The following is a 20,980-nucleotide window of genomic DNA, read 5'->3' as shown; positions in this document are numbered from 1 at the left end:
CGTGGATTCCGACACTAAGAAAGACCAGATTCTCGACGCTTCGCTGCCGGTGTTTTGCCGCTACGGCTTCAGCAAAACGACCATGACGGATATCGCTGAGGCCGCGGGCGTCTCTAGGGCCGCCTTGTACCTTCACTTCAACAACAAGGAAGCTGTCTTTCAGGCAGGGTCGCGGCGAGCCCATGCGACAGTGATGGCTGACGTGGATGCGGTGCTTGGGGAGTCTGGTCCAGCGCTAGAGCGGATAGATCGGGCGGTGACTTCGTACCTACAGGGGTTGATGGACGAGATCAGCGCGAGCCCACACGGACAGGAACTCTTCGACTCAAACTTGGCCCTGTCGCGCGACATCACCATACAATCGCGACAACATTTGACTACTCGAATCGGTGAGGCTTTGGACGAAGCTGCCGCGAGGGCGGAAATCGACTTGACCGCGATAGAGGCAACATCCGCCGAGCTCGCCGCTTTGATCCTCGCTACCGTCGAAGGAATCAAGGCTGGCGGCGGTGGCAAGGGTCTCAGCAGTGCTACTTCACTCTTCCTCCGCGTCCTCAGCGCGGCGGTCTCCTCGCAGCGAGCGCCTAGGGCCAACGCGTGACGCCTAGACCGAACGCACTCGAGAGCACTCGGCTTCTTCTTTCACTCGCTCACGAGACGAGTGCGCAAAACGCCCCCTGGGGTCCGATTGACCCGCGCTGAGATTCCTCTTAGCCGAAGGGATACAAGACTCTGACTGCCCGTTCTAAGCCAGCGCCGGCAACCAGGTCGATGCGCCAAATAGCGAAAACAGAACGCCGCCACACAGCACCGAAAGTCACACACAATGCCAAGGCGGAAACCATTGGGAGCCACATCGCACTCCCGACCTGCTCGATATCGATCAATTGTGGCGGCCTGGCGCAATTTGGAGGACTCCGACAGTTCTGTACCAAGGCAGGCCTGGCGGTATCCGATCCTGAGGTCATCTGCTTTCCACGAGAATGGACGCGTGTTGTTCAAACAGGTAGCCGTCGCTGACATCGAAGGGCTTCGCCGCTTTTTAGGTGAGGTTGATCTGACCCTGTCCGGTCTCGATGCCCCCACGGTAAAGCTCTGGACCGAGCACGATCCGGACGGCTCAATTATCGGCAGCACCGGTTACGAATTGAGCCCAAACGGAACACACGCATTGATCCGCAGCGTCGCCGTCGCTCCCGGGCGACGTGCGGCAGGAGCCGGCTCACGCCTCGCAATGTTCGCCATCTCGGATGCCGCTCGCTCCGGGGCCAGTCACGCGTGGCTGTTCTCGCGCCGGTCAGGTCCCTTTTGGCAGAAGCTGGGTTTTGAGCCCGCAGACCGAGACGAAATGGCTGCAGTCCTCGCGCAAACCCACCAGGTGCGACTGTTCACTGAGACTGGACAACTACGGCATGAGGTCGCGTGGTCACGCCGCCTTGAATTGCACCAAGCTGTTAGATGAAGCCATGGACACTCAATATCGCTTTTCTGGGAACACCGCAGAGATAGACCGGGAACGAGTGCATCGCTGGATCAGTGAGCAAACGTATTGGGCTCCCGGACGCTCTCGCGCCCGACAGGATGCCGCGATAGACGGCTCACGGAACTTCGGCGTCTACGACTCTGCGTCGAACAGGCAAGTCGCATATGCGCGGATGGTGACGAATGGGGTGACATTCGCTTGGCTCTGCGACGCCTTCGTCGACCCCGACGTGCGCGGCCACGGCATCGGGGCGATGCTCATTGCCGGAATCGTTGAGAACTGCCGTCCCCTCGGTTTACGCCGGATCGCTCTCTCCACAAGCGACGCACACGGCCTGTACGCCAAATTCGACTTCACCCCGCTAGCCACCTCGGAATCCTGGATGGAACGCCTCGATCAGCCGAACTCTTAGCGGCAACCCATTCATGTACTCGACCTCCGCTGACGACAGGGCGCAAACTGGGTCGTTAACGATGCCCTGGGCTCAGAAGTCCAGCGATGAAATCTCGATACATGGGATGCGCGAGTTGCACGCTCTGGACAGCTGCGAGATCGAACCAACGCACATCGTCGTGCTCTTCAGGAGCATGGTTCGCAACGCTGCCCACCCAGTCAAAAATGGCCCAGAGGTCAAGCACCAAACCCTCTGCGCTCTCGGCATCTTGCAGGATGCGTAGACCGGCCTCTCCTTCAACAAGGGCCGTGACTCCAATTTCCTCACTCAGTTCTCTAACCAAGGCCATGGCCGGCGTCTCTCCGTCCTCGATGTGCCCGCCCGGAAAGTCCCAACAATCGGGGTAGTACCGCAGGTCGCTGCGGCGATGAGCAAGGAGGACACCTTTTGGTCCGATGAGAGCGCCTACTGCGACATGGTGAGCCATACGTCTATCCAACCGCTCGAACGAGTGTTGCGGTGCGACATTTGTCATCTCGCCAGTACTTCCCGCACCCTCCGAAAACGGTGTCAGAACCAACTGTCGAAACGGCTCTCTTTCGGCAGATTTGATTGTGACCGGATTCCTGGACAGCGGTTCTGAAACGTTTGCGAGCAGGTAGGCAAAGCCACGGTGACTTGCGCTCGCAAACGATCAGTTTCGGGCGATTGAGGATTCCTACAAACCCGCGGGACAATGGGCAGATGGGAACCGGCGACTTTGATCTGACGATGGATGAACTGCGAGCGGTCGTCCGGTTCGCCACCGACTGCGCACAGGCCCTACTCCCCGACTTCGAAGCCGCTGCCCCAAATGACTCACGACCTCGCGATGCGATCGACGCCGCCCGACTGTTTGCCGGCGGTGCTCCACGCTCAAACCTGCAACGAACGGCCGCCTTCGCATCACACCGTGCCGCCAAGAGCGTCTCTGAGGAGACCGCCCAGCTCGCAGCACTGGCCTGCGGCGACGCCGCAGCGGCCGCTTACCTCCACCCGATCGCGAAAGCATCGCAGGTCGGACATATTCTCCGTGCCGCGGCCTGCGCCGTGCGGGTTGCCGAGCTAAGAACAGGCATCACGGATAGCGATGGGGTTCGCAGTCTGGCCGATCGGGCGATTTCGCCCCTGCCGGAAATACTTCGTCGATACCCGTCCGCGCCGTCCGGCAGCTCACGAGTGACGCAGCTCATGAGCGAACTCGACTCAGCGATTCGGACCCGAAACTAGGCACCGAAACCAAACCTCCCGAAAGGTGGTTTCGATACGGACCACGTTTGCGGTGGCCGGCTCACCGGTTTCATGCGTTCGGACCAAATTCGATCGTTTCTGAGCTGCGCTACATCCATCGCTCGGGGGCAGCCCGCAAAGGTGTCAGAACTACTGTCCAAGAATCTGCTCGGAATCAAATCTGCCGAAAGAGCGTCGTTTCGGTAGGTGGTTCTGACACCGTTTTCGGTCGCAGTTATGCGGGCGGTGTGTTGTGTCTTTTGGCGAGGCCTGTAGCGAGTTCGACGATCCGTTGGCGGGCGCGTTCGGGGGCGAGAACTTCAATGTGATCGCCAAACTGAAGGAGCTGGCGGACAGATTCAACATCGGGGTAGCTGACCGTGAACAGTTGCCATCCGTCTTCATTTGATCCGGCCTCTCGCAGGCGGCTGCCTAGGATGCGTCGGGCGAGGTCGATTCGCGTTCCTCTCAACTTGACCGTTACGACGACTTGCCCGGGGCGCTCGGAGCGATGCTTGAGTTCAGACCAAACCGATCGCAGGTCTTCATCGGGTCGTGTCGTCGCGGGTTCGCGGAGGGCTTCGTAGCGTTCAAGCCGTTCGAGGTTAAAGAGCTTAGCTGTCTCGTCGACATCGGCCACGAGGTACCACCGGCCGGACTTTGAAACCAGCCCATAGGGGTCGACGTCTCGGCGAGTGGCGTGCTCGGCACCGCTTCGGCGGTAGTGGATGCGCAGCCGCGGGCGAGAGCGCAACGTCAACGCCAGATCTGCAACGCGCGTTTCGCGGACTTCGGCGGCGAGCCATCCGGAGTTGTCGACGATGACGAGCTCAGCCAGGTTTGTGTCCCCGTTTGTGCCCGCAAGACGGCGGGCCGCGATCTTCCGGATGGCCATGTCGTGAGCGGCCGTTATCCCCAGTTGCGCGCGCTGCGCACTGTCGAGGCCGGCGAGCGAGAGTGAGTCCATCTCGGCCGGTTCCAGATGTGACGCATTCAGGCGTGCGCCGGGGAGGAGGACGATGCCACCGTGTCTGCCTCGCTCGGCGTAGACAGGTACGCCGGCCGTCGAGAGAGCTTCGACGTCGCGAAGGATCGTCCGCACCGAGACCTCTAAGCGCTCCGCCAGCTCGATGCTCGTCACGCGCTGACGGGTTTGGAGCACGAGAAGCAGGCTTAGCAGCCGGGCAGCTTTCATTGGACAACTCTCTCGCAAAACCTGACAGCAGGTGGCGTGATTAGACGATTGGCTTGAACCACACCGTAAGTACCACTCGACAGGAGATGCCCATGTCAGCACCCAACCTCTTTCTGATCCAGGTCCAGGACGCTGAGGCGGCCACCGCGTTCTACAGCGACCTCTTCAAGATCGAACCCGACTTCACCAGCCCGAGGTACGTGGCTTTCCCGGTTGCCCCCGGCGTGCTCTTTGCTCTGTGGACAGGGCGCAACGAGCACGCGGTGCCCAGCACCCCGCGCACGTCCGAGGTAGGGCTGATGATTCCTGGGACGGAGGGCGCAGTAGACAAGGTGTTTGAGGAGTGGAAGGCCAAGGGCGTCGCCATCGTTGAGGAGCCACACGATGACGTCTTCGGTCGGACGTTCGTGATTGCAGACCCGGACGGGAATCTCATTCGCGTCTCGCCCGTGGACTAATGCTCGTGGCCCGCGCGGCTTGTGGGAACCCTCCATAGTGGCGCGGGCTGCCGGAATTGATCGTTTTCGAGCGTCCCGCTGTCATTCGGGAACGCTGGCTGGGTGGCCCGCTGACTGGCCGCCGCCAGCTGAGCGCAACGCGCTCAGCCTGCATAAGTGACGGGGACGGAGGGCCGATAGGCCACCTGTTGCGTGCCCGTGGCGGAGATGTCGATTCGGTCAGGCAAGCCGTCCTTCTGCGTAACGAAGTTCGCGATGAAGCGCGACCAGGGCCGTGCCACTCGTTCGTCTCGCTCAGCGAGAGATGTGGGGTAGACATTGGCGAGACTAAGAACGGCGTACGCTTCCGCCGGCAGGTATTCGGTAGTGTCGCTCGGGCGGTAATAGAAGCCCCACAACTGAACATGTCCCTGTTCGATAACAACGCATGGATGCGTGGCCTGCCCCCAGCGTCCCCATGATGCTGAGGTAGCGGTAAATCCGTCCTCGGCAGCAGCGTTTTCATTGCGAAACACGCGAGCAGTTCGGGGGCCCTGGGCCCATTCAGGAAGGTTCTCAGCGTCGTCAAGGAAGTGAAGCCAAGCCTCGAGGTGCGCTTCCTGGGTGACGGACGGGTAAGAAGATTCCCCGGCCGCGTTACGTCGCTCTCGATCCGAGTAGATGTTGTCGTGGAACGAGCGGATGGATCGAAGACCATCACCAAAAAGCACAACCATGCGGTCATCCACGACCATTGGAGTGCTCCGGCTGTGTACGGGCCACTCACTTGTCTTGATCCAGGTGTCTTCATCGTCAATGTCGACCGCATCGCAAAAACGCCATCGGACGATTTCGTGAGCGACTCGTTCAGAAGCACCGGCACGGGTCAAAGCGCTGCGCGAATACCCGCATCCAGTTCCGCCGTACCCGACTGTCGCCATCCCGACCCCGAGCCAATCGCCGGAGTCAAGCTGCCACAGCATGTACGGCACCCTCACGCGGTCATCGTCTTCGCTTGCGAAGAGCCGCGGATCGAGGCCTGATTGCACCAGCACGTCACCGGCGTCAAAGCCGGACACGGATCGGACGATCCGTGCACCGATCGACGTTACGTAGTCACCAGCGATGGTGTTGTCCATGACGGGGACGCGCTCCGCATGTTCCCGCGGAGGGGTTGTCCTGGCCGCTTCGATCAGGTTTCCAACGTGAGTGTGTGAGAAGCCGAGTAGCCGGCCCAAAGAGGATTTCGTTGTGTATTGATCAGCCGCCAGCGCAGCCTCTGCCCGGCGCCCCAATTCCACATCTAGCCGCCGCAGTTCTTGCGACATGCGCTCCCGCTCCCCTCGGAGGAGCACCAATTCCAGTTCAGTTCGTGAGTCCATTCCGAAAAGCTAGCACACGAGCTGCAATTAGTGTTGCAAGTGATGCAACTGATAGTGCAGTTCTTGATGCGTTGCTACATTCCGCGGCAGATGGGGCACTGTGCTCGCACAAGCGCCGGTTTGGTATCGCCATGGATTCTGACCCCCTGGCCACTTCGAACTGTGAGCGGTGCCTCGTGTCAATGCTGCCCGCAGGGTCACCGACCAACCCGTTCTGGCGGTGCCCATCATGCGACGTTTTGGAGGAGCGCAGCGGGGGGAAAGTTTTGCCGAACCTGTGACGACGGCTTGATCCCCCGACGAAAGAGCAAAAAGGCTCACGCTGGCCAGCTGCAAACTCGGGCGCATCCGCCGCCAAGGCTTGAGGGCCGCGCGGCCCCCAAAGGGGGGCCGTCAAAGTGAGGACTGATATTTGCCGAGGATGCGCATTTGATGGGGTCAAGGTTCTGCGGGGGGGGCGGGATGCGCATTTCGGACAGGGCCTGGATGGGGAGAATGATGAAGACACGAATGGGCAAAATCGGCACTGGGATCTTGGCAGTCGCTCTCGCGCTGGGAAGCTCACTTGCAGCGAGCACCGCCGACCAAGCTGACACGGTAGACGCGGTGGATGACCAAGTCACTATGACGCTGACGTTCAACGGGTTCAACGCCGAACGGGCTGCCACCTATGGCTACGACGTTCGTACCGATGACGATGGCTGGCAATATGCGGTACCGACGGGCACCCCCGCCGAGAGCGCAGAGGGCGCAACACCCAAATTCAATCCTGAGACGGGCGAGGTGAAAACCGCCGACGGAGCCCGCAACACGGTCATTGGCTCGTGTGGCACTTCCACACTCACGCTCTACATAAAGGCCTCGGGGTACACGGCGTACAACCTCAACGGCTCTTTGGGCGGCGCGATCTCTCACCAGTGGGGAATCAACCTGTCAGCCTCGACAGGCTCACAGTACGTCAACCGCAACGGCCTCCCTCCGTTCCCGGGCGCTCAGAACTGGGGAACGAACTTCTCCTACAACGTGGGGGCAGCCGCCACGGGAGCAACCGTCAATGGCGTCGCCGGGGTCGATTGTACGGACGGTCCTCGGCTCCTGCACAAGCGGGGGGCCACGCGATAGCGTCTAATGACTATGTCCAACTCGAACCTTTTCCAACAGACCCAAGCGGCCCGTCTCAACATTGACCGCGCTCGCTCTTTCGGCAGGCCCGTTCTCAGATCCCTCCACCCGGACGCGGCTTTGGTCGGGCACTCCATCACGGAAATCGACGGCGAAGATGTGGTGGTGGAATCTAACCAGCTGCTTCGAAGCACTCTCGAAGCCGCGGAGCCCACATCATTCACCTGCCGGACGTCAAGTCCTGGAGCGACGCAAACGCCGAATGGGCACTGCACAGTGTGGATCACTTGATGAACACCCAACCGCAGTACCGGGAAATGGAAGATCCAAGAGCCGCTCATGCTTGGTTGTATGCGCGCCAATACGGTGGGGTATCCGCCGACTGGGTCAAGAAGACATCGACGTCCTGGGAATTCAATCAGGTTACCTATTCGACTCACTGGGTGGAAAATGTCAGGACCGGGATGCGCGTAGATCCAAAGACAAAGATTGGTGGTTAAGGTGCCGCTAGAGCGCAGTTTGGAGCGCATCGCGGCCGAAGCCGTGTTGGGAATTGTGGATTGGAAATCATTGTCCGCATGGGCCTCGGTGGAACTTGCCCGGCCGGAAGGCGATGACAGGGTCCTTGACCTGGCGATCATGCTTAGCCCAGATTCAATCGAAGTCGAAGAGACCCTCCAACGCGTACTGGTGGCCTGTGGCATCGGCAGGATGGACTCTGTGCGTGCTGCAGAAATAGAACTCGCCGAATCTGCCAGCGACATCCTGAATGGCAACGACAACGTGCTCGACGCGACTCGCCGGCTCAACGATGTGTGGCTCCGCCAGAAGGCTACCCGCGGCGTGCTCACCCACCTGCACGATTTGGTCAACTTGTACGACGAACCTTTCGAGGTGGACCCCTTGTCGGTGGGTTACTTGGGCGACCTTGAAAAGTATTTTCTCGACGTAGCGTTACCCGACTGACCAAAGTCCGCCCAGTGATCCGCCTGGGAGAGTGCAGAACAGAGCGAGGTCGCACTCATGAACTCATTCTTAAGCCAAGTAGTTGCTAGGACCTCAATGCAGGACAAAGTGACAGCATGACCACCTGGTGGACGAGCGACACGCATTTCTCCCACGCGAACATTAATAAGTACTGCAATCGACCGTTTCGAGATGTTCAGGAGATGAATGAGACACTCATCGAGAATTGGAATGCGGCAGTAGCGGCCGAGGATGTTGTGTATCACCTTGGCTACCTGGCTCGAGGGCAAGACATTGAGCGCCAGATTGATCTCACTGCGCAGCTTCGCGGCGACAAACGGCTCGTTCCCGGAAACCACGACCGAATAGCGGGATCGTTTGAAGGGGGTCGAAGCGCAGCCAGATTCTTGCGCATGTACGAGAACGCCGGATGGAGCATCCTCCCCGAGGAGTTCGAACACTCCATCGGAACGCACCGAGTCGTTGTTTGCCATTTTCCGTATGCCGGGGATTCACAGGATCACGACAGATACCTGCCACATCGGCCCGTCGACCGGGGCCTGCCAATCATCCACGGCCACGTCCATAACATATTCGCCGAGCGCGGCCAACAGTTCAACGTTGGGGGGGGACGTTCGTCAGTACGCTCCTGTCGCAGAATCCGTCATCCTGCGATGGATAGAAGACCTGGGCGATTTCTAACGGTGGAAGCAACAGGGGATAGCGTCAACAGCTCCCGCCAGGGTGCCGACGAGACTTTCCAGGGTTTGAGCTGCGAACAGGATTGCCGCGGTCCATTTGAATCGAGGCCGTCACCTCAGACGCGGCCGAGCAGGTCGCGTCCGCGGCCGCCCGCGCCAACCGGGCCGAGACCGCCATGCGCAAGGCTGAGGCCGCGCGGGCCGAAGCGGACGCCGCAGCTGAGGAAGCCGCGGCCGTGGAGGACGAACTCCGCGCCGTCCTAGAGGCGCTTGAGCAGCGGGCCGGCACGCTCGAGGGCGACCTGGTCGCCGCGGGCGAGGACAACGCACGCGCGGCCACGGAGATCACCGCCCTGACGGACCAGGTCGCCGCCCTGAGGGTCGAGAACGCGGCTACGGCCGCACAGCTCACCGACGCCCGCGAGATCCTCACAACGGCCACAGCGGCCAGGGACGAGGCTGTGGCGGCCGAACGGGACGCCGCCGCGCAGGGCGATGCTGCGTCGGCGCGCGCCGAGCGGGCAGAAACTGACGCATCGAATACCCGGGAGCTGCTCGACCAAGTCCGGGTGGAGCGGGAGAGCGCCCGGGCGGAAGCGCTCGTGCTCACCGGGCGCCTGGCCACGGTCACCAGCGAACGCGACAGCGCCATGGCCGAGGCCGCCCGGGAGCGCTCCTGCGCCGAACAGCGCGTCACAGACGTGCGGGACGCCCTCGAGCAGCAGCTCACCCAGCTGCACGCCGACTTCGACCAGTCACACACGAGCGAACGCGAGCAACGCACCCGCGCCGACCGTGCCGAAGCACAGCCCGTACGCCCCAAGCAGAAATAGGCCGCCACCGCTCCCCCCTGCGCCCCGCGTTGCGACGCGGATTTCCACCCGGACGTGCCCCTGATCGCCTGGAGCACCGGCGACCGTGGCGTTCCGTGGCTACCAAGATTTTCTTTCAGTCCGGCTAGTTGGACGGTTTGCCGGAGTGGAGATCTGGCGGATTGGTCATGAGTCCGCTCACAATGGCTTGATGCGCCCTCAACGCCGCGCACGGAGCCACTACTGGGTGTCTCCATGGGGTGAGTTCTTCTACCGGGTCGCGTCGTTTATGCGCGTCGGCGCCCTCTCGGGCGTCGTCGTGATCGGCGGACTCGTGGTCGCGTACCTGCTGCGTAACGGCTGGGCGGCGTTCTTGCTGCCTGCCTGCATCGAGATGGGCGGGCTCCTGGCGGTCGGGTTTTTGCTGCACCTCGTGGTGGTCGCGCGCAATCGTTCCGTGAGGCCGTAGCCAGCTGGCAGTGAAGACGCCCCCGGCCGGGAGAGAGAACGGCCCGGGGCGTTGCTTGTGGGGCGCGGCTGTGCCGCGTTATTCGTGGTGGTGCGTGCCGCTCGACGATCGTGCTCGTGAGCGCTGTCAGCGCGTTTGTTGCGCTGGTGCGGGTCACCTGCGCGAAGTCCTCGCCACTGGATGGGGCGGCGCCGCGTAGTCGATTAAGTCTGGTCGTCGGGCTTGCTGTTGCGGCGGATCTGCGCAACGGCGCGACTGAGATCGGCGCCAATGTGGTCAGCGTCGATGACCCGACCGAAAGTCCTGGACCCTTCGGCGCCCCAGCTTTTGGTGTGCTCGCGGCCGACGACGATCACGGCGTCTCCTTTGTGCAGCGTGGCCGCTGCGTTCTCCCCCAGCTCGAACTTAGCTTCAACAAAATGCGTCGTCGGATCGACGTGCTCGATATACCTGCCCGCGCGGTACTCCCCCGTGTTCTCGATGACTCGAAATTTTGTGATGTTGATACTGCCGGCCTTTACTACCTCGACGTCTGCGGCCAGGTTCCCGGTGATCGTGCGCGATGTTGAAATGGTTCTGCTCCTTCGGTGGCTGTGCGGTGATGAATTCGGGCTGGAATCCTGACTAGCTGAGCCTGTGCCTGTCCCCTGCAGTGCCATCACCCGTCGTGCTAAACGGATGGAAGACACACCTAGCTCAGTGGTCGTCCAACGGGTAGCGGCGAGCTGTCGCCCTCATACCTCTCCCCTGCATGATGTGCCAGTTCACGGCGTTCAACCTCGGCCAATATGGCTCGCTCCACGAAGTCGGACCAGCTCTTATCCCCCTCGAGGTGGCTCGTCGCCCTGTACGTGGCTCGGGCCCGATCACGCGTGTTCGCGGACAGGTAGGTAGTCATCCTCGCGGTCGAGTCGACCACAACGGTTGCCGACTTGGCTGTGCGCGAAGGCTTGACCGCCGCCGCAGGGGCTGCGGTTGTGGGCTGCCGATCGGTTTCTGGCTTGGGTTCAGGGCGGTTTCTGGCCTGGAGCCGGCTCAAGTCATGAGTCCCGGCGCGTGGCGTGAGGCCACCGATCTGGCGGTTGGGGGTTTCGGCGCTCATGCCAAGGCCTCCTGGTTCTCTGCTGCGGTTATCCTGGCGACAACTTCTTGGGTGATTGCCTGCAAGTCATCGGCGACCGACGATGCTGTTCGTGGCGCAAACGTTTGTGCCTGTGCGTCTCCCCGCCGGATTTCGTACCACTTCGGGCCCTTACGGACTTGCGCGTCGAGTTCGTGCACCAGAAGCCCCCGTTCTCGGGTGGCTTGAGCGGTCGCTTCGCTGTGGCGAACCGTGGCGGTGAAGACGACGTTGTTGTCGGCGTTGAAAAGCTCTGCGATGTGTTCTCGTGCTTCCCGTTGGACGACGTGGGCAGAGGTTCCCACGTCGACCAGGACCACACCAAGCAAATCGAGAGTGGGGTTCACTCCCAGGACGGCGTCGAGTCGTGCTGCGACGGCGCCAAGTCCTTTGCGGCTTGATTTGTCGCTCTTGACAGGTACGAGTGCCCATCTCGCGGCTGCTACGGCCGCTGTCTGCAGCGTTTCATCACCTGGTGGGCAGTCGATGAGGATCATGTCGTAGTCGCCCGCGAGGGGCTCGAGGAGGTGCGCAACGGCGAGCTTGGCCCCGTCTGGGTCCTTGTTCGCCTTGGCAGCAAGACCGGCAGTGGCCTGGTCGAGGGCCGGGCCTCCAGCGAATACGTCGAGGTTTGGTCGGACTTCTTGAATTGGGGCCGCTCCCCCACCGAACATAAGTGCTTGCGCGAGCGCACGGCCGGTGTCGTCTCGGTCGTCGTCCGTGTATCCGAGATCCTCGGCCAGATTGCCCTGGGGATCGAGATCAACCAGCAGCACGCGGTACCCGTTGTTCGCCAGCATCCCGCCGATGTTTGCGGTGAGTGTGGTCTTGAGGACGCCACCCTTGCCGTTGATAACGGCGATGACCCGTTCCAACGCGGTGCGATTGAGTGCCGGAGGCATACGTTCTCGTTTCTCTTGTCGTTATTAATGACATTACAGCTAATGCTGTCATTAATGGCGTAGACAGCAATACTGTTATAAATGTTATTACTGTTCTCACTGCTAATAGCAGTAATGACTGTATTAATTGCATTAGCACTATCACTGGCAATAACAGCAATAAGGGACGCCTCGAGAGCCGCTTCACGTCTTTGACGATGGTGTGTACAGCGGCTCCAGCGGGCCCTTCGACGGCAGAAGCTGTCCAGCCGCCGCGCCCGATGGGGGAGTGTGAGGGGGGCGGCCCCTCACCGGCTGGCCCGAAGGCCAGCCGACTGTCGCGGCTAGATGTTGCGGAGCATGCTCACAATCGTGGGGAACGGCGACAGGCTCTCCACGAGGGTGTCGACAGTTCCCGGGTCGGGCTTCTGGGCAAACGACTTCTGGACCCGCGTGAGCTGGCGGTCCGTCAGCCCGACGGTCTTGCCGTCCGGGGTGGTGCCGACTGCGATGGCAGTTCCGAAGATCACGGTCGGGTTGCCGAGCAGGTGGGCGAGCACTGTTGCGGGCAGGTTCAGGGTCGCCCCGTTGATGAGTCCCTCATCGTCCACGAACAGGTCGATACTGTCGGCCAGGTCGACGACGGCGAACATGCGGCAGTCGATGGCGGCGGCTATGTCGGTTCCGCTGTTCGCGCCGTCTAGGTCGAGTGTGGTGATGGTTTCGGTCGGGTTGATCTTGACGCTGCGGATGGTGGTGGTCATGGTGTTTCCCTCTCCAAGGATGGGTGAGATACGCGGGGTTCCGGGCTCTCGTGGGCAGTGGTTGTGTAGTCGTCCACCGTTTTTCTGCCCTTGGTGGCAAGAGAAATCGATTGAGAGCGGGAGTGCCGTAGTGCACGCAATCTGGCGCGGAATAAGGGAGCCTGCGACCGCGTGTCAGATTTTGGGTGAGGTAGGCACGGAGCGAACTACGATGACCGGCCACCAAGGGAAGAAAAGTTCTGATGGGGGAGGCCGGCGCAGCCGGGTCCGAGTGGAGCGGGCCTCCGTGCCGGTTTCACCTGGGGGAGTGTGAGGGGGCTGCCACCTCACGGCCGGCCTTGGGTGGGCCGGCCGCTGCGGTTAGGCGGTCGTGGTGGAGCTGGTGAGCACGTCGTCTTGGTCGCCTTCCCAGAAGTGGCCTAGTCCGGCGTCGATCATGCTGCTGATCGTCGCGGCCGCGTCGATGCCGTGTGCACCGCGGGTGGGAAACGAGAGGGTCACGGTGATGCTCTGGGTCGGCGCTGCGTGGTCGACGGCGCCGGGCTGATCGTCGGTGGCGTATTGGTACGTCCACGCGACCGCGACGGTACCGGTCGGGCCATCGCCTGCTGCCGTGATGGCAGCGCGGTGTTCGTCCTCGCCGGGGTGGGGGCTGCGGGTGCAGCTCCACGGGTTCCCGAGAACGTCGACGGTCGCGGTGCCACACTCTGCCCCGGTGGGGCTGAGGTCGGCAGGGGCGTCCTGGTCGACCTGGTGTGCGTCGAGGGTGTCGGGGCGCTGGTAGGTGATGATCATGGCCGGTTCTCCTTGGTCCTGCTGCGGTGCCGTGCTCGAGGCGGGGTGCCGGGTGGGCCGGCGTGACCTGGCGGGGGAGTGTGAGGGGGTCGCCCCTCATGGCCGGCCCTGGGTGGGCCGGCCGCTGCGGTGATTACTCGGGCCGCACGAGCTGCTGAATCTCGGCGTAGGGGCTGGTGTCGGTCCACGTGTAGTCGGTGGCGACGCTGACCGTTTTGAGGTTGGCGCGCACGACTATGCGCCACTGGCCGCGGATCTTCACCCGGTCGCCCTTCTTGACGGTGGAGCGGTCGTAGCCGGTGGCCTTGCCGCTCTCGACCTGGGCGGCGCGCACGGCTTCCCAATAGGCGATCTGGTCGCGCTTCTCGTCGATGTGCGGAGCGAGGCGTGTTGCTCGGGCCTGGATCTGGTCGGCGGTGGCGTCGATGTATCCGCGTGTGTCGTCGTAGCACTGCGCGGTTATGCGGCGTTCGAGCTTGCGGAGCTCAGCGCCCAACGTTTCGATGCGGTTGGCCACGGTGACCGGGTTGTAGCGGGCGTCGGTGGTGTGGGTGGCCGCGTCGGCGCGGGCCTTGTCGGTGGTGGCGTCGGCGCTGGCTTCGACTGACTTGCGCATGGCGTTGTCTGCTTTGGCGATCGCGTTGCGGTGTCGGCCTTCGGAGTGGTGGCCAACCTTGATCGGCTCGCCGCCCTCGGGCAGCCGGTCCAGCGCTGCGCGGGCCTTGTCGTAGGCGGCATCTTCTGCGCCGGTCTTACGCTCGGCCTTCGCAGCCACGGCGTCGACCCGGTCGGCCTGACGCTCGATCTTTCCGGCCTCGACGTCGGCGGTAGCACGGTGGGTGCTGTCGATTTCGGTTTCGACCTCGAACCCGGCGGCTTCAAGTGCCGACTTGGTGCGGGTGATGGTGTGCAGTTTGGGCAGGCGGTCGCGGGACTGGGGGACGAACCATGCGCTGATGCTGCGGCCCCAGCGCCATCCGGCGGACTTAAGGACTTCGGCGGTTCCATCGCCTCGGCTGGTTCCGTCGATCATCGTTCCGGCTTCGTGGGTGTGGGTGATGGTGAGCATTAGCGGTTTCCTCTCGGGGTTGCGTAGCTGTTGACGCGGGAGCCGTGCGGGGTCATGACGATGACGAACCGGCTCCGGGGGTTGGGGTAGCTCTGGCTGTTCCAGAGGGTCGACATGTCGGCGCTGCTGAGCAGGTTTTCGGCCCCGAGCACTCCGGGAGTCAGAGGCTGAATCGGTGTTGTGTGCATGAGTTTTTCCTCGGTCTAGGCGAAGCTGTCGGCGTAGCGGCTGGCGGTGCAGGTTTCGCCCGGCTGAGTGTCTGCGGCACCTTCGGACCGGCAACCACTGCAGGCGCACCCGCTGCCGTAGCGCTCCCGGGGATAGGTGTTCTCGTAATCGAAATCTGACTCAGCCATGGGTTCTCTCCCTCGTGAACAACTGTTTTTTTGCCCTATCTGGCAAGAGAAATCGATAGCGACCGGGAGTGCCGAAAGTGCACGGATTCTCGGGCGAAATAAGCCCGCAGGGCGCGCCCGAGAATGTGGGTGACGCAAGGCACGGAAGGGAGCTACGGTGAAACGCCAGAAAGGACAAAAAGGCCCATTGAACAGTGCCGCGCAGCGGCTCCAATATGCTCGTGACGGCATCGCCGTCACGGATTCGAAAGTGGCATCACTCTGTTATCCCCCGGCCGCGCAGCGGCTCAAAATGGGGGATGGGTACAGCGGCCGCGTCGCTGTTCCGTCACGACCCGTCAGGGGCGGGTGCCTAGTCATCGCCGGTTCAAGACGTGCGTTCCGGGGTTCGGGCCGCCTGGCCCGTCGTCGTGCGCGACATGCCCGGAAATTTGGTCAGCTGCAGCGACGCTGACATTCCGATCAGTCGATCTTTTCTGGCCGATCAGACGTGCGGTGCAGCCGAGTAGCATCGGTGCCGGGGGGAACAATAAATGAACACTCGATCTCGTAGATCCACCAAGGCACTGGTGGCCGCGACAGTGCTGCTCATGCTGGGCGCGCTAACGGGGTGTTCACTGAGCCCGGCTGAAGGAAACGCTCGAACGCCGGCAGCGGACAAGAACGCTGACTCTGGCACCTGCGAGTTCACGGCCACCCGGGAATCCTCTAATTCGAACCACCCCCATAACACGGCCCTGTTCTACGTCAAGCTCACCAACACCGGGGCGACCAGCTGCACCGTCTCAGGATTCCCCGAGGTCGCCCTTCTCGACGCCGCAGGGCAAGTCATCGACAACCCGGCCACGAAACGCGACACCATTCCCGCCCACACCATCACCGTCACACCCCAGGACGCCGCTTACCTCTTGGTCAGAGTGGCCGGCCAGAATCTCTATCCAGACTGTCCGCTGCTTGGGGCTGGATCATTACGGATCGGACTCCCACAATCCAGCGCGGAGATCCTGATTGATGTCATCGACCTCACCATCTGCGACGCCGCGACATCAGGCTGGCTCATCTACAACCTCGCCGACACCCCGATCAAGCCACACCCCTAAAACAAATGTGTCATCCGGCCACTGCAGGCGTTAGGGGAGAGCCGCCTAGAAGATGCTGGCGGTAACGCCCAGAATCAGGCATGACCCCAGGATTCCAAGCGTGCTCACCATGACCGAACGCCACACGGGAAAGCCGTGGCGCCCAGCAAGCACGGACACTGGGATCGCCGCAAGGACAGTCACGCTGAACAGACCAAATCCGCCCAGGACGGTGGCAAAGAACTCCTCGCCATCGTTGGAGTTTGGATCCCCCGCCCACCACCCGTTCTGCGCTCCCAACGATTGAATACCTATCCCCAGAAACAGAAGAGGCAGCAACGCGACAAAAACTGCGACCGCGTCAACCAGCACAATGCGTCTAACGAATTCTCTCCTCGTTATCGGCGCCGGTACTGCCGCATCTTGGCCGGGACCCACAGTGGGAAGCGCCGATTCAGTCATCTCAGCACGCTACCCAACTTCGCCGTCGCGTGGGCATCTCCGCCGCACGGACTGGCCCGCTCGGCGGCATCTCCCAAGTATTGCCAGCGGCTCTCGGGATTGAGGTTGCCGGCAGCCACGAGCTCCAGCGCCAGATCGGCGGCAAAGGGGGGCGGGGGTTATGTAGTGATTGTGGCCGGACTGTACGTGGGGTTGTGCGCAGCCGCTCCGAGTTGCTTTCGACGGCATCGGCGGGCATCACCCTGAAGGGGTGATCTCTTGTCACCCTGAAAGGGTGATCTCTCGTCACCCTTCAGGTGATGTCGCTCTGTTCTCCCCGGCCGCGCAGCGGCTCAACATCGGGGACGGGTACAGCAGCCGCGCCGCTGTTCGGTCACGACCCGTCAGGAGCGTGTGCCTGGGTGCAGGTTCCGGCCTCCGTGCCGGGGCCGGGGACGGAAGAACCCGGCGCGGCAGTTTCGGGTACTGTCACGCCGGGCCGGGACAGAAGCTACTCCTGAGTGCCCTTAGCAGCTACGGCTTCGGCTGCCTTGGTCGCGGCCTTCTCTGCAACCGCGTCGATCACGATCTGCTCAACGCCGCTCAGGCCGTAGCCCCACGCGGCCAGCTGCTCGAAGTAACGGGCGCTAGTAGCGTTCGGGTAGCGCCAGGTTTCCTTGCTGGTGCTGTCCTCGATACCGGCCAGGACGATTGCGAGGGTGACGTGCTGCGCCTTGGTGGGGGAGCGCTCCACCAGCGCGGAGAGCTTGTCACGCGACCAGTAGTCGGCCCGCTTCAATCCGAGCAGGGTGTGCGCGAGCACGTTGCCGTTCTGGATGGCTTTGCCGACCATGCTGTGGTGCACGGTCAGGCCAACTGCGATGGCCGTAGCGGCATCCTTCGGCAGCGTCTTGCGGCTCAGGAACTCTGCCAGCCATTCGCGGCGCACGACCTCAGCGCTGGCCCACGCCTTGTTGTTGGCGATCAGGGTCTTACGTTCGTCCTTCTGCTCGTCAGTCATCGGACCGCTGGTGGTGGCTCCGCTGCCGCTGGACTTGCGGAATCCGGCGGCCCTGGGGTCTTTCAGGTAGTAACGCACGGTGGCGGTGTCGCTGGTGCTGTACGCGTACACGTACGCGGCGCGGCCTTCGCTCGCGGCGATGTGCTCCGGGGTGACTGTCTCGCCGTCGGCGGTGGTCAGGTAGCTGATGCTCGTGTAGTCGTTTTCGTAGGATCCCCGCTCCCGGTCCAGAACCTCAAAGCCGCGCGCGATCAGGTCGGCGGTCGCGTCGGCCTTCATTGTCGCTACGCGCTTGTCGTCGCGTGCGCGCTGCGCGGCGTGGGCGAACTGCTCGGGGCTGGTGGTGGCGATGTCGATGAGCACGGACACGGTTTCGTCGTCGCCCTCGAACTCGATCAGCGCGGCAGCCTGGTCGAGAGTGAGCGAGTGGCTGAGAATGGCGGATGCCGCGACGGCGTTCTCTGCGACTGCGATTCCGGCCTTGACTGTGGCGGGCTTGCTGCCCAGTCTTTTGGCGATCACGGCGGGGGTCAGGCCCTCGAAAGCCAACTGCTGGAACGCGGTAACCCGGTCGGCGTCGGTGACGGCCTCGCGGTGATCGTTCTCGGCCATTTGCTGCACGATGCGCTCGACGGTGGTTTCGTCGGCGGCGACCACGTAAACCGGGATCGTAGCCAAACCGGCCTCCCGAGCGGCCAGGGTGCGGCGCTGACCGGCTCGCACGATGATGTTGCCCTGGCCGTCGCGGCGGGCGAGGATCGGCGTCAGGACGCCGTTTGCCTTAATGCTGGCCACGAACTCGCGGCCCAACTGAGCTTCGGTGCGCACGTTCGCTTCGACAACGATCAGGTTCGGGTCAACGTGCTCGATAGTGCCGACACTTACGGTGGTGATAGTCATTGGGTTCTCTCTCCATCAACTGATTTTTTTGCCTGTCTGGCAAGAGAAATCGATTGAGAGCGGGAGTGCCGAAGTGCAGGGACGTGGAATACCGCAAGCGCAGCGAGGATATGCCGCGAAAGCCCGGAACGAAGGCACGCAAGCGAACTACGATGACCGGCCAGACAGACGAAAAAAAGGGAAAAAAGCGGCCGCGTAGCGGTCCCAGGCCCAAAGGGCTCACCGGAGGTGGTTTTGTCTGCCGATTAGGCTGCGCTCGACCACCAGAGCGACCCAGGGGCCAACATTCCGTTGACGGCCCAATAGCGAGCCATACGGTGATCGCCCCGGCCTTCACTGTCACGGGGGTAGAGCGGCCAGCTACGCTCACCTGGTCGGCCGTCGGTAAATTCAAGAGTGCGGCTGGTGACATGGAGTCGACGCGTACGGGCTCTCGGCGCTGTAGTCATCCGGTCGATTTCAGCGTGCCACCACGCCCACACTTCACGTTCGGCTCGATACCGTTCAGCTCGATCAGCCAAGGTGCCGGATACTCCCTCGCTGACAGCTGCATGGTCCCGAAGATCCCTCTTGGACCTGGCCCAGCCCTCGGGGTGTTTGACGATGAGCTTGTGACGACGTAGCCGGCTGAGGATGGTGGCGGTGTGCCTGGTCGAGACCCCTAGTAGGCGTGCAGCTGTTTCAACGGTCAGTGCGGGAATCTGACGTAAGAGTGCGTAGACCTTCCCCGCGAGGTGTCCAAGTCCAGCACGGGTGAACAAGTCGTGTCGCTGGTCAGTGAGTTGGTTCTCAAGCGCAGTGACCAACGAGGCTCTGAGGTTAAAGAGTTCGGAAGGGGGGCGGGGGTTATTGAGTGGTTGTGGCCGGACTGTACCGGGGGTTGTGGAAAACTCCCGGAGTAGGCGCCATTCGGCGGCGTTGCCGTCATCACTGGGCGTCACTCGTTCGATGAACCCGTCCCGAGCGAGCGCTGTAAGCGCGTCTGCGGCCGTGGTGCGGCCGAGCCCTCCCATGAGCGCCAGGTCGCGGGTGGAGGCCGCAACGACCCGTTTCCCGGTCTGCAAGGTGAGGTAGGCCAGGGAGAGCAGAATCGTGCGCTGCGAGATTGCCTTCTCGGTGCGACCCCAACGGCCGGGAGAAGCCGCCAGACGGCTCAGGAGCACGTCTACGTCGGTGACGAGGGCGTTCAGCTCCGTCAGGTCGGCGGGCTCACGGGAAGCCGGCAGCGGACGTTGCACAGCCGCGAACTGCAGGGCCTTGGCCCACTGACGTTCCAGCCGAGCGCGGGCCTCGCCCTTGCTGCGGCTGTGTCGGCTGCCTCGGCCGTTGTTCTTAGTGCGGTAGTGCTCCATGCCCGGCGCACTCTTCGCTGCGTGCTCGACGTCGCCAAACGTCCATCCGGCGTTGGCCGCGGAGAGCAGACACGCAAACCCGGTCCAACTGGGGTTGCTGCCGCCGCCGACCGTGGCCATGTGAGCGGTGCCCGCACGGCTGAGGGCGCGGTGCGCCCTGTGATGCTCATTCACTGGACCGGCCGGCGCGCTGTCGGCCGCGCGTAGCGCCGGCTTGCGCTTGTCGAGAGCCACGGTGAGGGCGTCGAGGTCGTCAAGCGTCGTCGCGGGGTCCGTGAGGGCGTCGAGATCGCCCCAGAGCACAGTGGAACTGCTGCCGTCGCGGTGCGGCGACAGAGGCGGACGCGCGGCGCCGGTACGCGGGTTGTTGAGCATGCCATGGTCGAGGGTGCCGAAATTGGCGTGCGCGGCGCCGGAGAGGGCAATCATGCGCTCAGCAGCCGCGCCGTCGCGGAGGGTTATCCAGATGTGCCGGCCGCCGGTGCCGGAGGACTGGCAGACAACATGAGCGATCGACAGGCTGTCAAGGACGCGGGAGAGAGCGTCGCACTCGTCGTGAGCCTGTTCCATGAGGTCGACGTCGACCTCGCCCTTGATCTTGCCGTCAAAGTCGAAGCAGAGGACGCGGAAGAACCCGCGCTCGTCAGCCAGGTTCATCGCCCACGGCGTCGTGGGGGAGTGCGGCCCGACGCGGTGCACGCTCGGGTAACTGTTCTCATCGAGACGGCCGTAGGCATCTCGCTTCATCACGCGCACCTGCTCGCGGGGGCTGATTCGTCGCGTCAAATCCCAGGCCGTCCACTCTTTAGAGGACACGCCGAAAGTATTTTGCGTGTTTTTGCGGTCGAAAACAGCGTTATCAGGTACTATCAGGTCATCACCTTCCTCCGGATGGTGGTACTTCAAAGGCCCGGTTCAACCGGATCTTTGGTGGAAATAGCTCGAACCTCGTAGCCGGCAAGCAGAAGAGGG

At 62.6% G+C, this 20,980-nt stretch carries 25 protein-coding genes; 12 read left to right on the top strand and 13 right to left on the bottom strand.

The genetic code is table 11. The features are described 5' to 3' along the window. Position 1: 1 nt before the first annotated feature. The 3 genes from C3B61_RS15100 to C3B61_RS15090 all read left to right on the top strand — a co-directional run bounded on the left by C3B61_RS15100 (position 2) and on the right by C3B61_RS15090 (position 1,895). Complete coding sequence (locus tag C3B61_RS15100; RefSeq protein ID WP_103461416.1) at positions 2-601, top strand: TetR/AcrR family transcriptional regulator; 600 nt, start codon at positions 2-4, stop codon at positions 599-601. A gap of 390 nt (positions 602-991) precedes the next feature. Beyond that, entirely contained in the window at positions 992-1,462 is a 471-nt protein-coding gene (locus C3B61_RS15095; RefSeq protein WP_244285957.1) for a GNAT family N-acetyltransferase, read from the top strand. Beyond that, complete coding sequence (locus tag C3B61_RS15090) at positions 1,413-1,895, top strand: GNAT family N-acetyltransferase (protein WP_341866778.1); 483 nt, start codon at positions 1,413-1,415, stop codon at positions 1,893-1,895. Before C3B61_RS15095 ends, C3B61_RS15090 begins: the two co-directional genes overlap by 50 nt. Before the next feature lie 55 nt (positions 1,896-1,950). Here C3B61_RS15090 and C3B61_RS15085 read toward each other — a convergent pair whose 3' ends face one another. Then, positions 1,951-2,364 carry an NUDIX hydrolase gene (locus C3B61_RS15085; RefSeq protein ID WP_165791191.1) on the bottom strand — a complete coding sequence of 138 codons (414 nt, stop codon included), beginning with the start codon at positions 2,362-2,364 and terminating at the stop codon, positions 1,951-1,953. A 257-nt stretch (positions 2,365-2,621) separates the two neighbouring features. On the opposite strand from C3B61_RS15085, the gene C3B61_RS15080 reads away from it, so the two are divergent. Beyond that, positions 2,622-3,146 (top strand): putative immunity protein, encoded by a 525-nt coding sequence (locus C3B61_RS15080; protein ID WP_103461412.1) that lies wholly within the window; start codon positions 2,622-2,624, stop codon positions 3,144-3,146. A 235-nt stretch (positions 3,147-3,381) separates the two neighbouring features. On the opposite strand, the gene C3B61_RS15075 is transcribed toward C3B61_RS15080, so the two are convergent. Next, on the bottom strand, positions 3,382-4,341 hold the full coding sequence (locus C3B61_RS15075; protein WP_103461411.1) for a helix-turn-helix transcriptional regulator: 960 nt from the start codon (positions 4,339-4,341) through the stop codon (positions 3,382-3,384). Positions 4,342-4,433: 92 nt separating this feature from the next. On the opposite strand from C3B61_RS15075, the gene C3B61_RS15070 reads away from it, so the two are divergent. After that, on the top strand, positions 4,434-4,799 hold the full coding sequence (locus C3B61_RS15070; RefSeq protein ID WP_103461410.1) for a VOC family protein: 366 nt from the start codon (positions 4,434-4,436) through the stop codon (positions 4,797-4,799). Positions 4,800-4,942: 143 nt separating this feature from the next. Here the strand turns inward: C3B61_RS15070 and C3B61_RS15065 are convergent, their stop codons facing one another. Next, positions 4,943-6,160 (bottom strand): hypothetical protein, encoded by a 1,218-nt coding sequence (locus C3B61_RS15065; RefSeq protein WP_133160326.1) that lies wholly within the window; start codon positions 6,158-6,160, stop codon positions 4,943-4,945. 495 nt (positions 6,161-6,655) lie between these two features. Between C3B61_RS15065 and C3B61_RS15060 the strand changes: the two genes are divergently transcribed. From C3B61_RS15060 to C3B61_RS20375, 6 genes are all read left to right on the top strand, one after another. Further along, positions 6,656-7,282: a hypothetical protein gene (locus C3B61_RS15060; RefSeq protein ID WP_133160325.1), complete on the top strand. Its 627-nt coding sequence runs from the start codon at positions 6,656-6,658 to the stop codon at positions 7,280-7,282. A gap of 290 nt (positions 7,283-7,572) precedes the next feature. Continuing rightward, complete coding sequence (locus C3B61_RS19925) at positions 7,573-7,782, top strand: hypothetical protein (RefSeq protein ID WP_208858835.1); 210 nt, start codon at positions 7,573-7,575, stop codon at positions 7,780-7,782. After that, a complete protein-coding gene (locus C3B61_RS15055) occupies positions 7,775-8,248 on the top strand; it encodes a hypothetical protein (protein WP_103461407.1) in 474 nt (157 codons plus the stop codon). Before C3B61_RS19925 ends, C3B61_RS15055 begins: the two co-directional genes overlap by 8 nt. An 877-nt stretch (positions 8,249-9,125) precedes the next feature. Beyond that, complete coding sequence (locus C3B61_RS15050) at positions 9,126-9,782, top strand: coiled-coil domain-containing protein (protein WP_103461406.1); 657 nt, start codon at positions 9,126-9,128, stop codon at positions 9,780-9,782. A 226-nt stretch (positions 9,783-10,008) separates the two neighbouring features. After that, the gene (locus C3B61_RS15045; RefSeq protein ID WP_103461405.1) at positions 10,009-10,230 is read left to right on the top strand and encodes a hypothetical protein; all 222 of its coding nucleotides are present in this window, start codon (positions 10,009-10,011) and stop codon (positions 10,228-10,230) included. A 116-nt stretch (positions 10,231-10,346) separates the two neighbouring features. Continuing rightward, the gene (locus C3B61_RS20375) at positions 10,347-10,799 is read left to right on the top strand and encodes a hypothetical protein (protein ID WP_244285956.1); all 453 of its coding nucleotides are present in this window, start codon (positions 10,347-10,349) and stop codon (positions 10,797-10,799) included. A gap of 122 nt (positions 10,800-10,921) precedes the next feature. Here the strand turns inward: C3B61_RS20375 and C3B61_RS20300 are convergent, their stop codons facing one another. The 7 genes from C3B61_RS20300 to C3B61_RS19770 all read right to left on the bottom strand — a co-directional run bounded on the left by C3B61_RS20300 (position 10,922) and on the right by C3B61_RS19770 (position 15,215). Then, a complete protein-coding gene (locus C3B61_RS20300) occupies positions 10,922-11,128 on the bottom strand; it encodes a ParB family protein (protein WP_425266425.1) in 207 nt (68 codons plus the stop codon). 200 nt (positions 11,129-11,328) lie between these two features. After that, a complete protein-coding gene (locus C3B61_RS15035) occupies positions 11,329-12,252 on the bottom strand; it encodes a ParA family protein (RefSeq protein WP_103461403.1) in 924 nt (307 codons plus the stop codon). A gap of 323 nt (positions 12,253-12,575) precedes the next feature. Further along, a complete protein-coding gene (locus tag C3B61_RS15030) occupies positions 12,576-12,995 on the bottom strand; it encodes a DUF3846 domain-containing protein (RefSeq protein ID WP_103461402.1) in 420 nt (139 codons plus the stop codon). A gap of 360 nt (positions 12,996-13,355) precedes the next feature. Continuing rightward, on the bottom strand, positions 13,356-13,790 hold the full coding sequence (locus C3B61_RS15025; protein ID WP_103461401.1) for a hypothetical protein: 435 nt from the start codon (positions 13,788-13,790) through the stop codon (positions 13,356-13,358). Between the two features lie 133 nt (positions 13,791-13,923). Beyond that, positions 13,924-14,859: a DUF3560 domain-containing protein gene (locus C3B61_RS15020; protein ID WP_103461400.1), complete on the bottom strand. Its 936-nt coding sequence runs from the start codon at positions 14,857-14,859 to the stop codon at positions 13,924-13,926. Continuing rightward, positions 14,859-15,047, bottom strand: coding sequence for a hypothetical protein (locus C3B61_RS15015; protein WP_103461399.1), 189 nt, complete (start codon positions 15,045-15,047; stop codon positions 14,859-14,861). Before C3B61_RS15015 ends, C3B61_RS15020 begins: the two co-directional genes overlap by 1 nt. 15 nt (positions 15,048-15,062) lie before the next feature. Further along, positions 15,063-15,215, bottom strand: a complete 153-nt coding sequence (locus C3B61_RS19770) for a hypothetical protein (RefSeq protein WP_165791189.1) — start codon at positions 15,213-15,215, stop codon at positions 15,063-15,065. A 533-nt stretch (positions 15,216-15,748) separates the two neighbouring features. Between C3B61_RS19770 and C3B61_RS15010 the strand changes: the two genes are divergently transcribed. Beyond that, positions 15,749-16,315: a DUF4232 domain-containing protein gene (locus tag C3B61_RS15010; RefSeq protein ID WP_103461398.1), complete on the top strand. Its 567-nt coding sequence runs from the start codon at positions 15,749-15,751 to the stop codon at positions 16,313-16,315. 45 nt (positions 16,316-16,360) lie between these two features. On the opposite strand, the gene C3B61_RS15005 is transcribed toward C3B61_RS15010, so the two are convergent. The 3 genes from C3B61_RS15005 to C3B61_RS14995 all read right to left on the bottom strand — a co-directional run bounded on the left by C3B61_RS15005 (position 16,361) and on the right by C3B61_RS14995 (position 20,914). After that, positions 16,361-16,756 (bottom strand): hypothetical protein, encoded by a 396-nt coding sequence (locus tag C3B61_RS15005; protein ID WP_133160323.1) that lies wholly within the window; start codon positions 16,754-16,756, stop codon positions 16,361-16,363. A 490-nt stretch (positions 16,757-17,246) separates the two neighbouring features. Continuing rightward, positions 17,247-18,656, bottom strand: a complete 1,410-nt coding sequence (locus tag C3B61_RS15000) for a ParB/RepB/Spo0J family partition protein (protein WP_103461396.1) — start codon at positions 18,654-18,656, stop codon at positions 17,247-17,249. 245 nt (positions 18,657-18,901) lie between these two features. Then, positions 18,902-20,914, bottom strand: coding sequence for a hypothetical protein (locus C3B61_RS14995; protein WP_244285955.1), 2,013 nt, complete (start codon positions 20,912-20,914; stop codon positions 18,902-18,904). Between the last annotated feature and the right edge of the window lie 66 nt (positions 20,915-20,980).

It is taken from the genome of Cryobacterium zongtaii (assembly GCF_002909375.1).
In the GTDB taxonomy this organism is placed as follows: Bacteria; Actinomycetota; Actinomycetes; order Actinomycetales; family Microbacteriaceae; genus Cryobacterium; species Cryobacterium zongtaii.
Note: the sequence above shows the minus strand (reverse complement) of the source record. Positions and strands in the feature narration are given on the sequence as shown.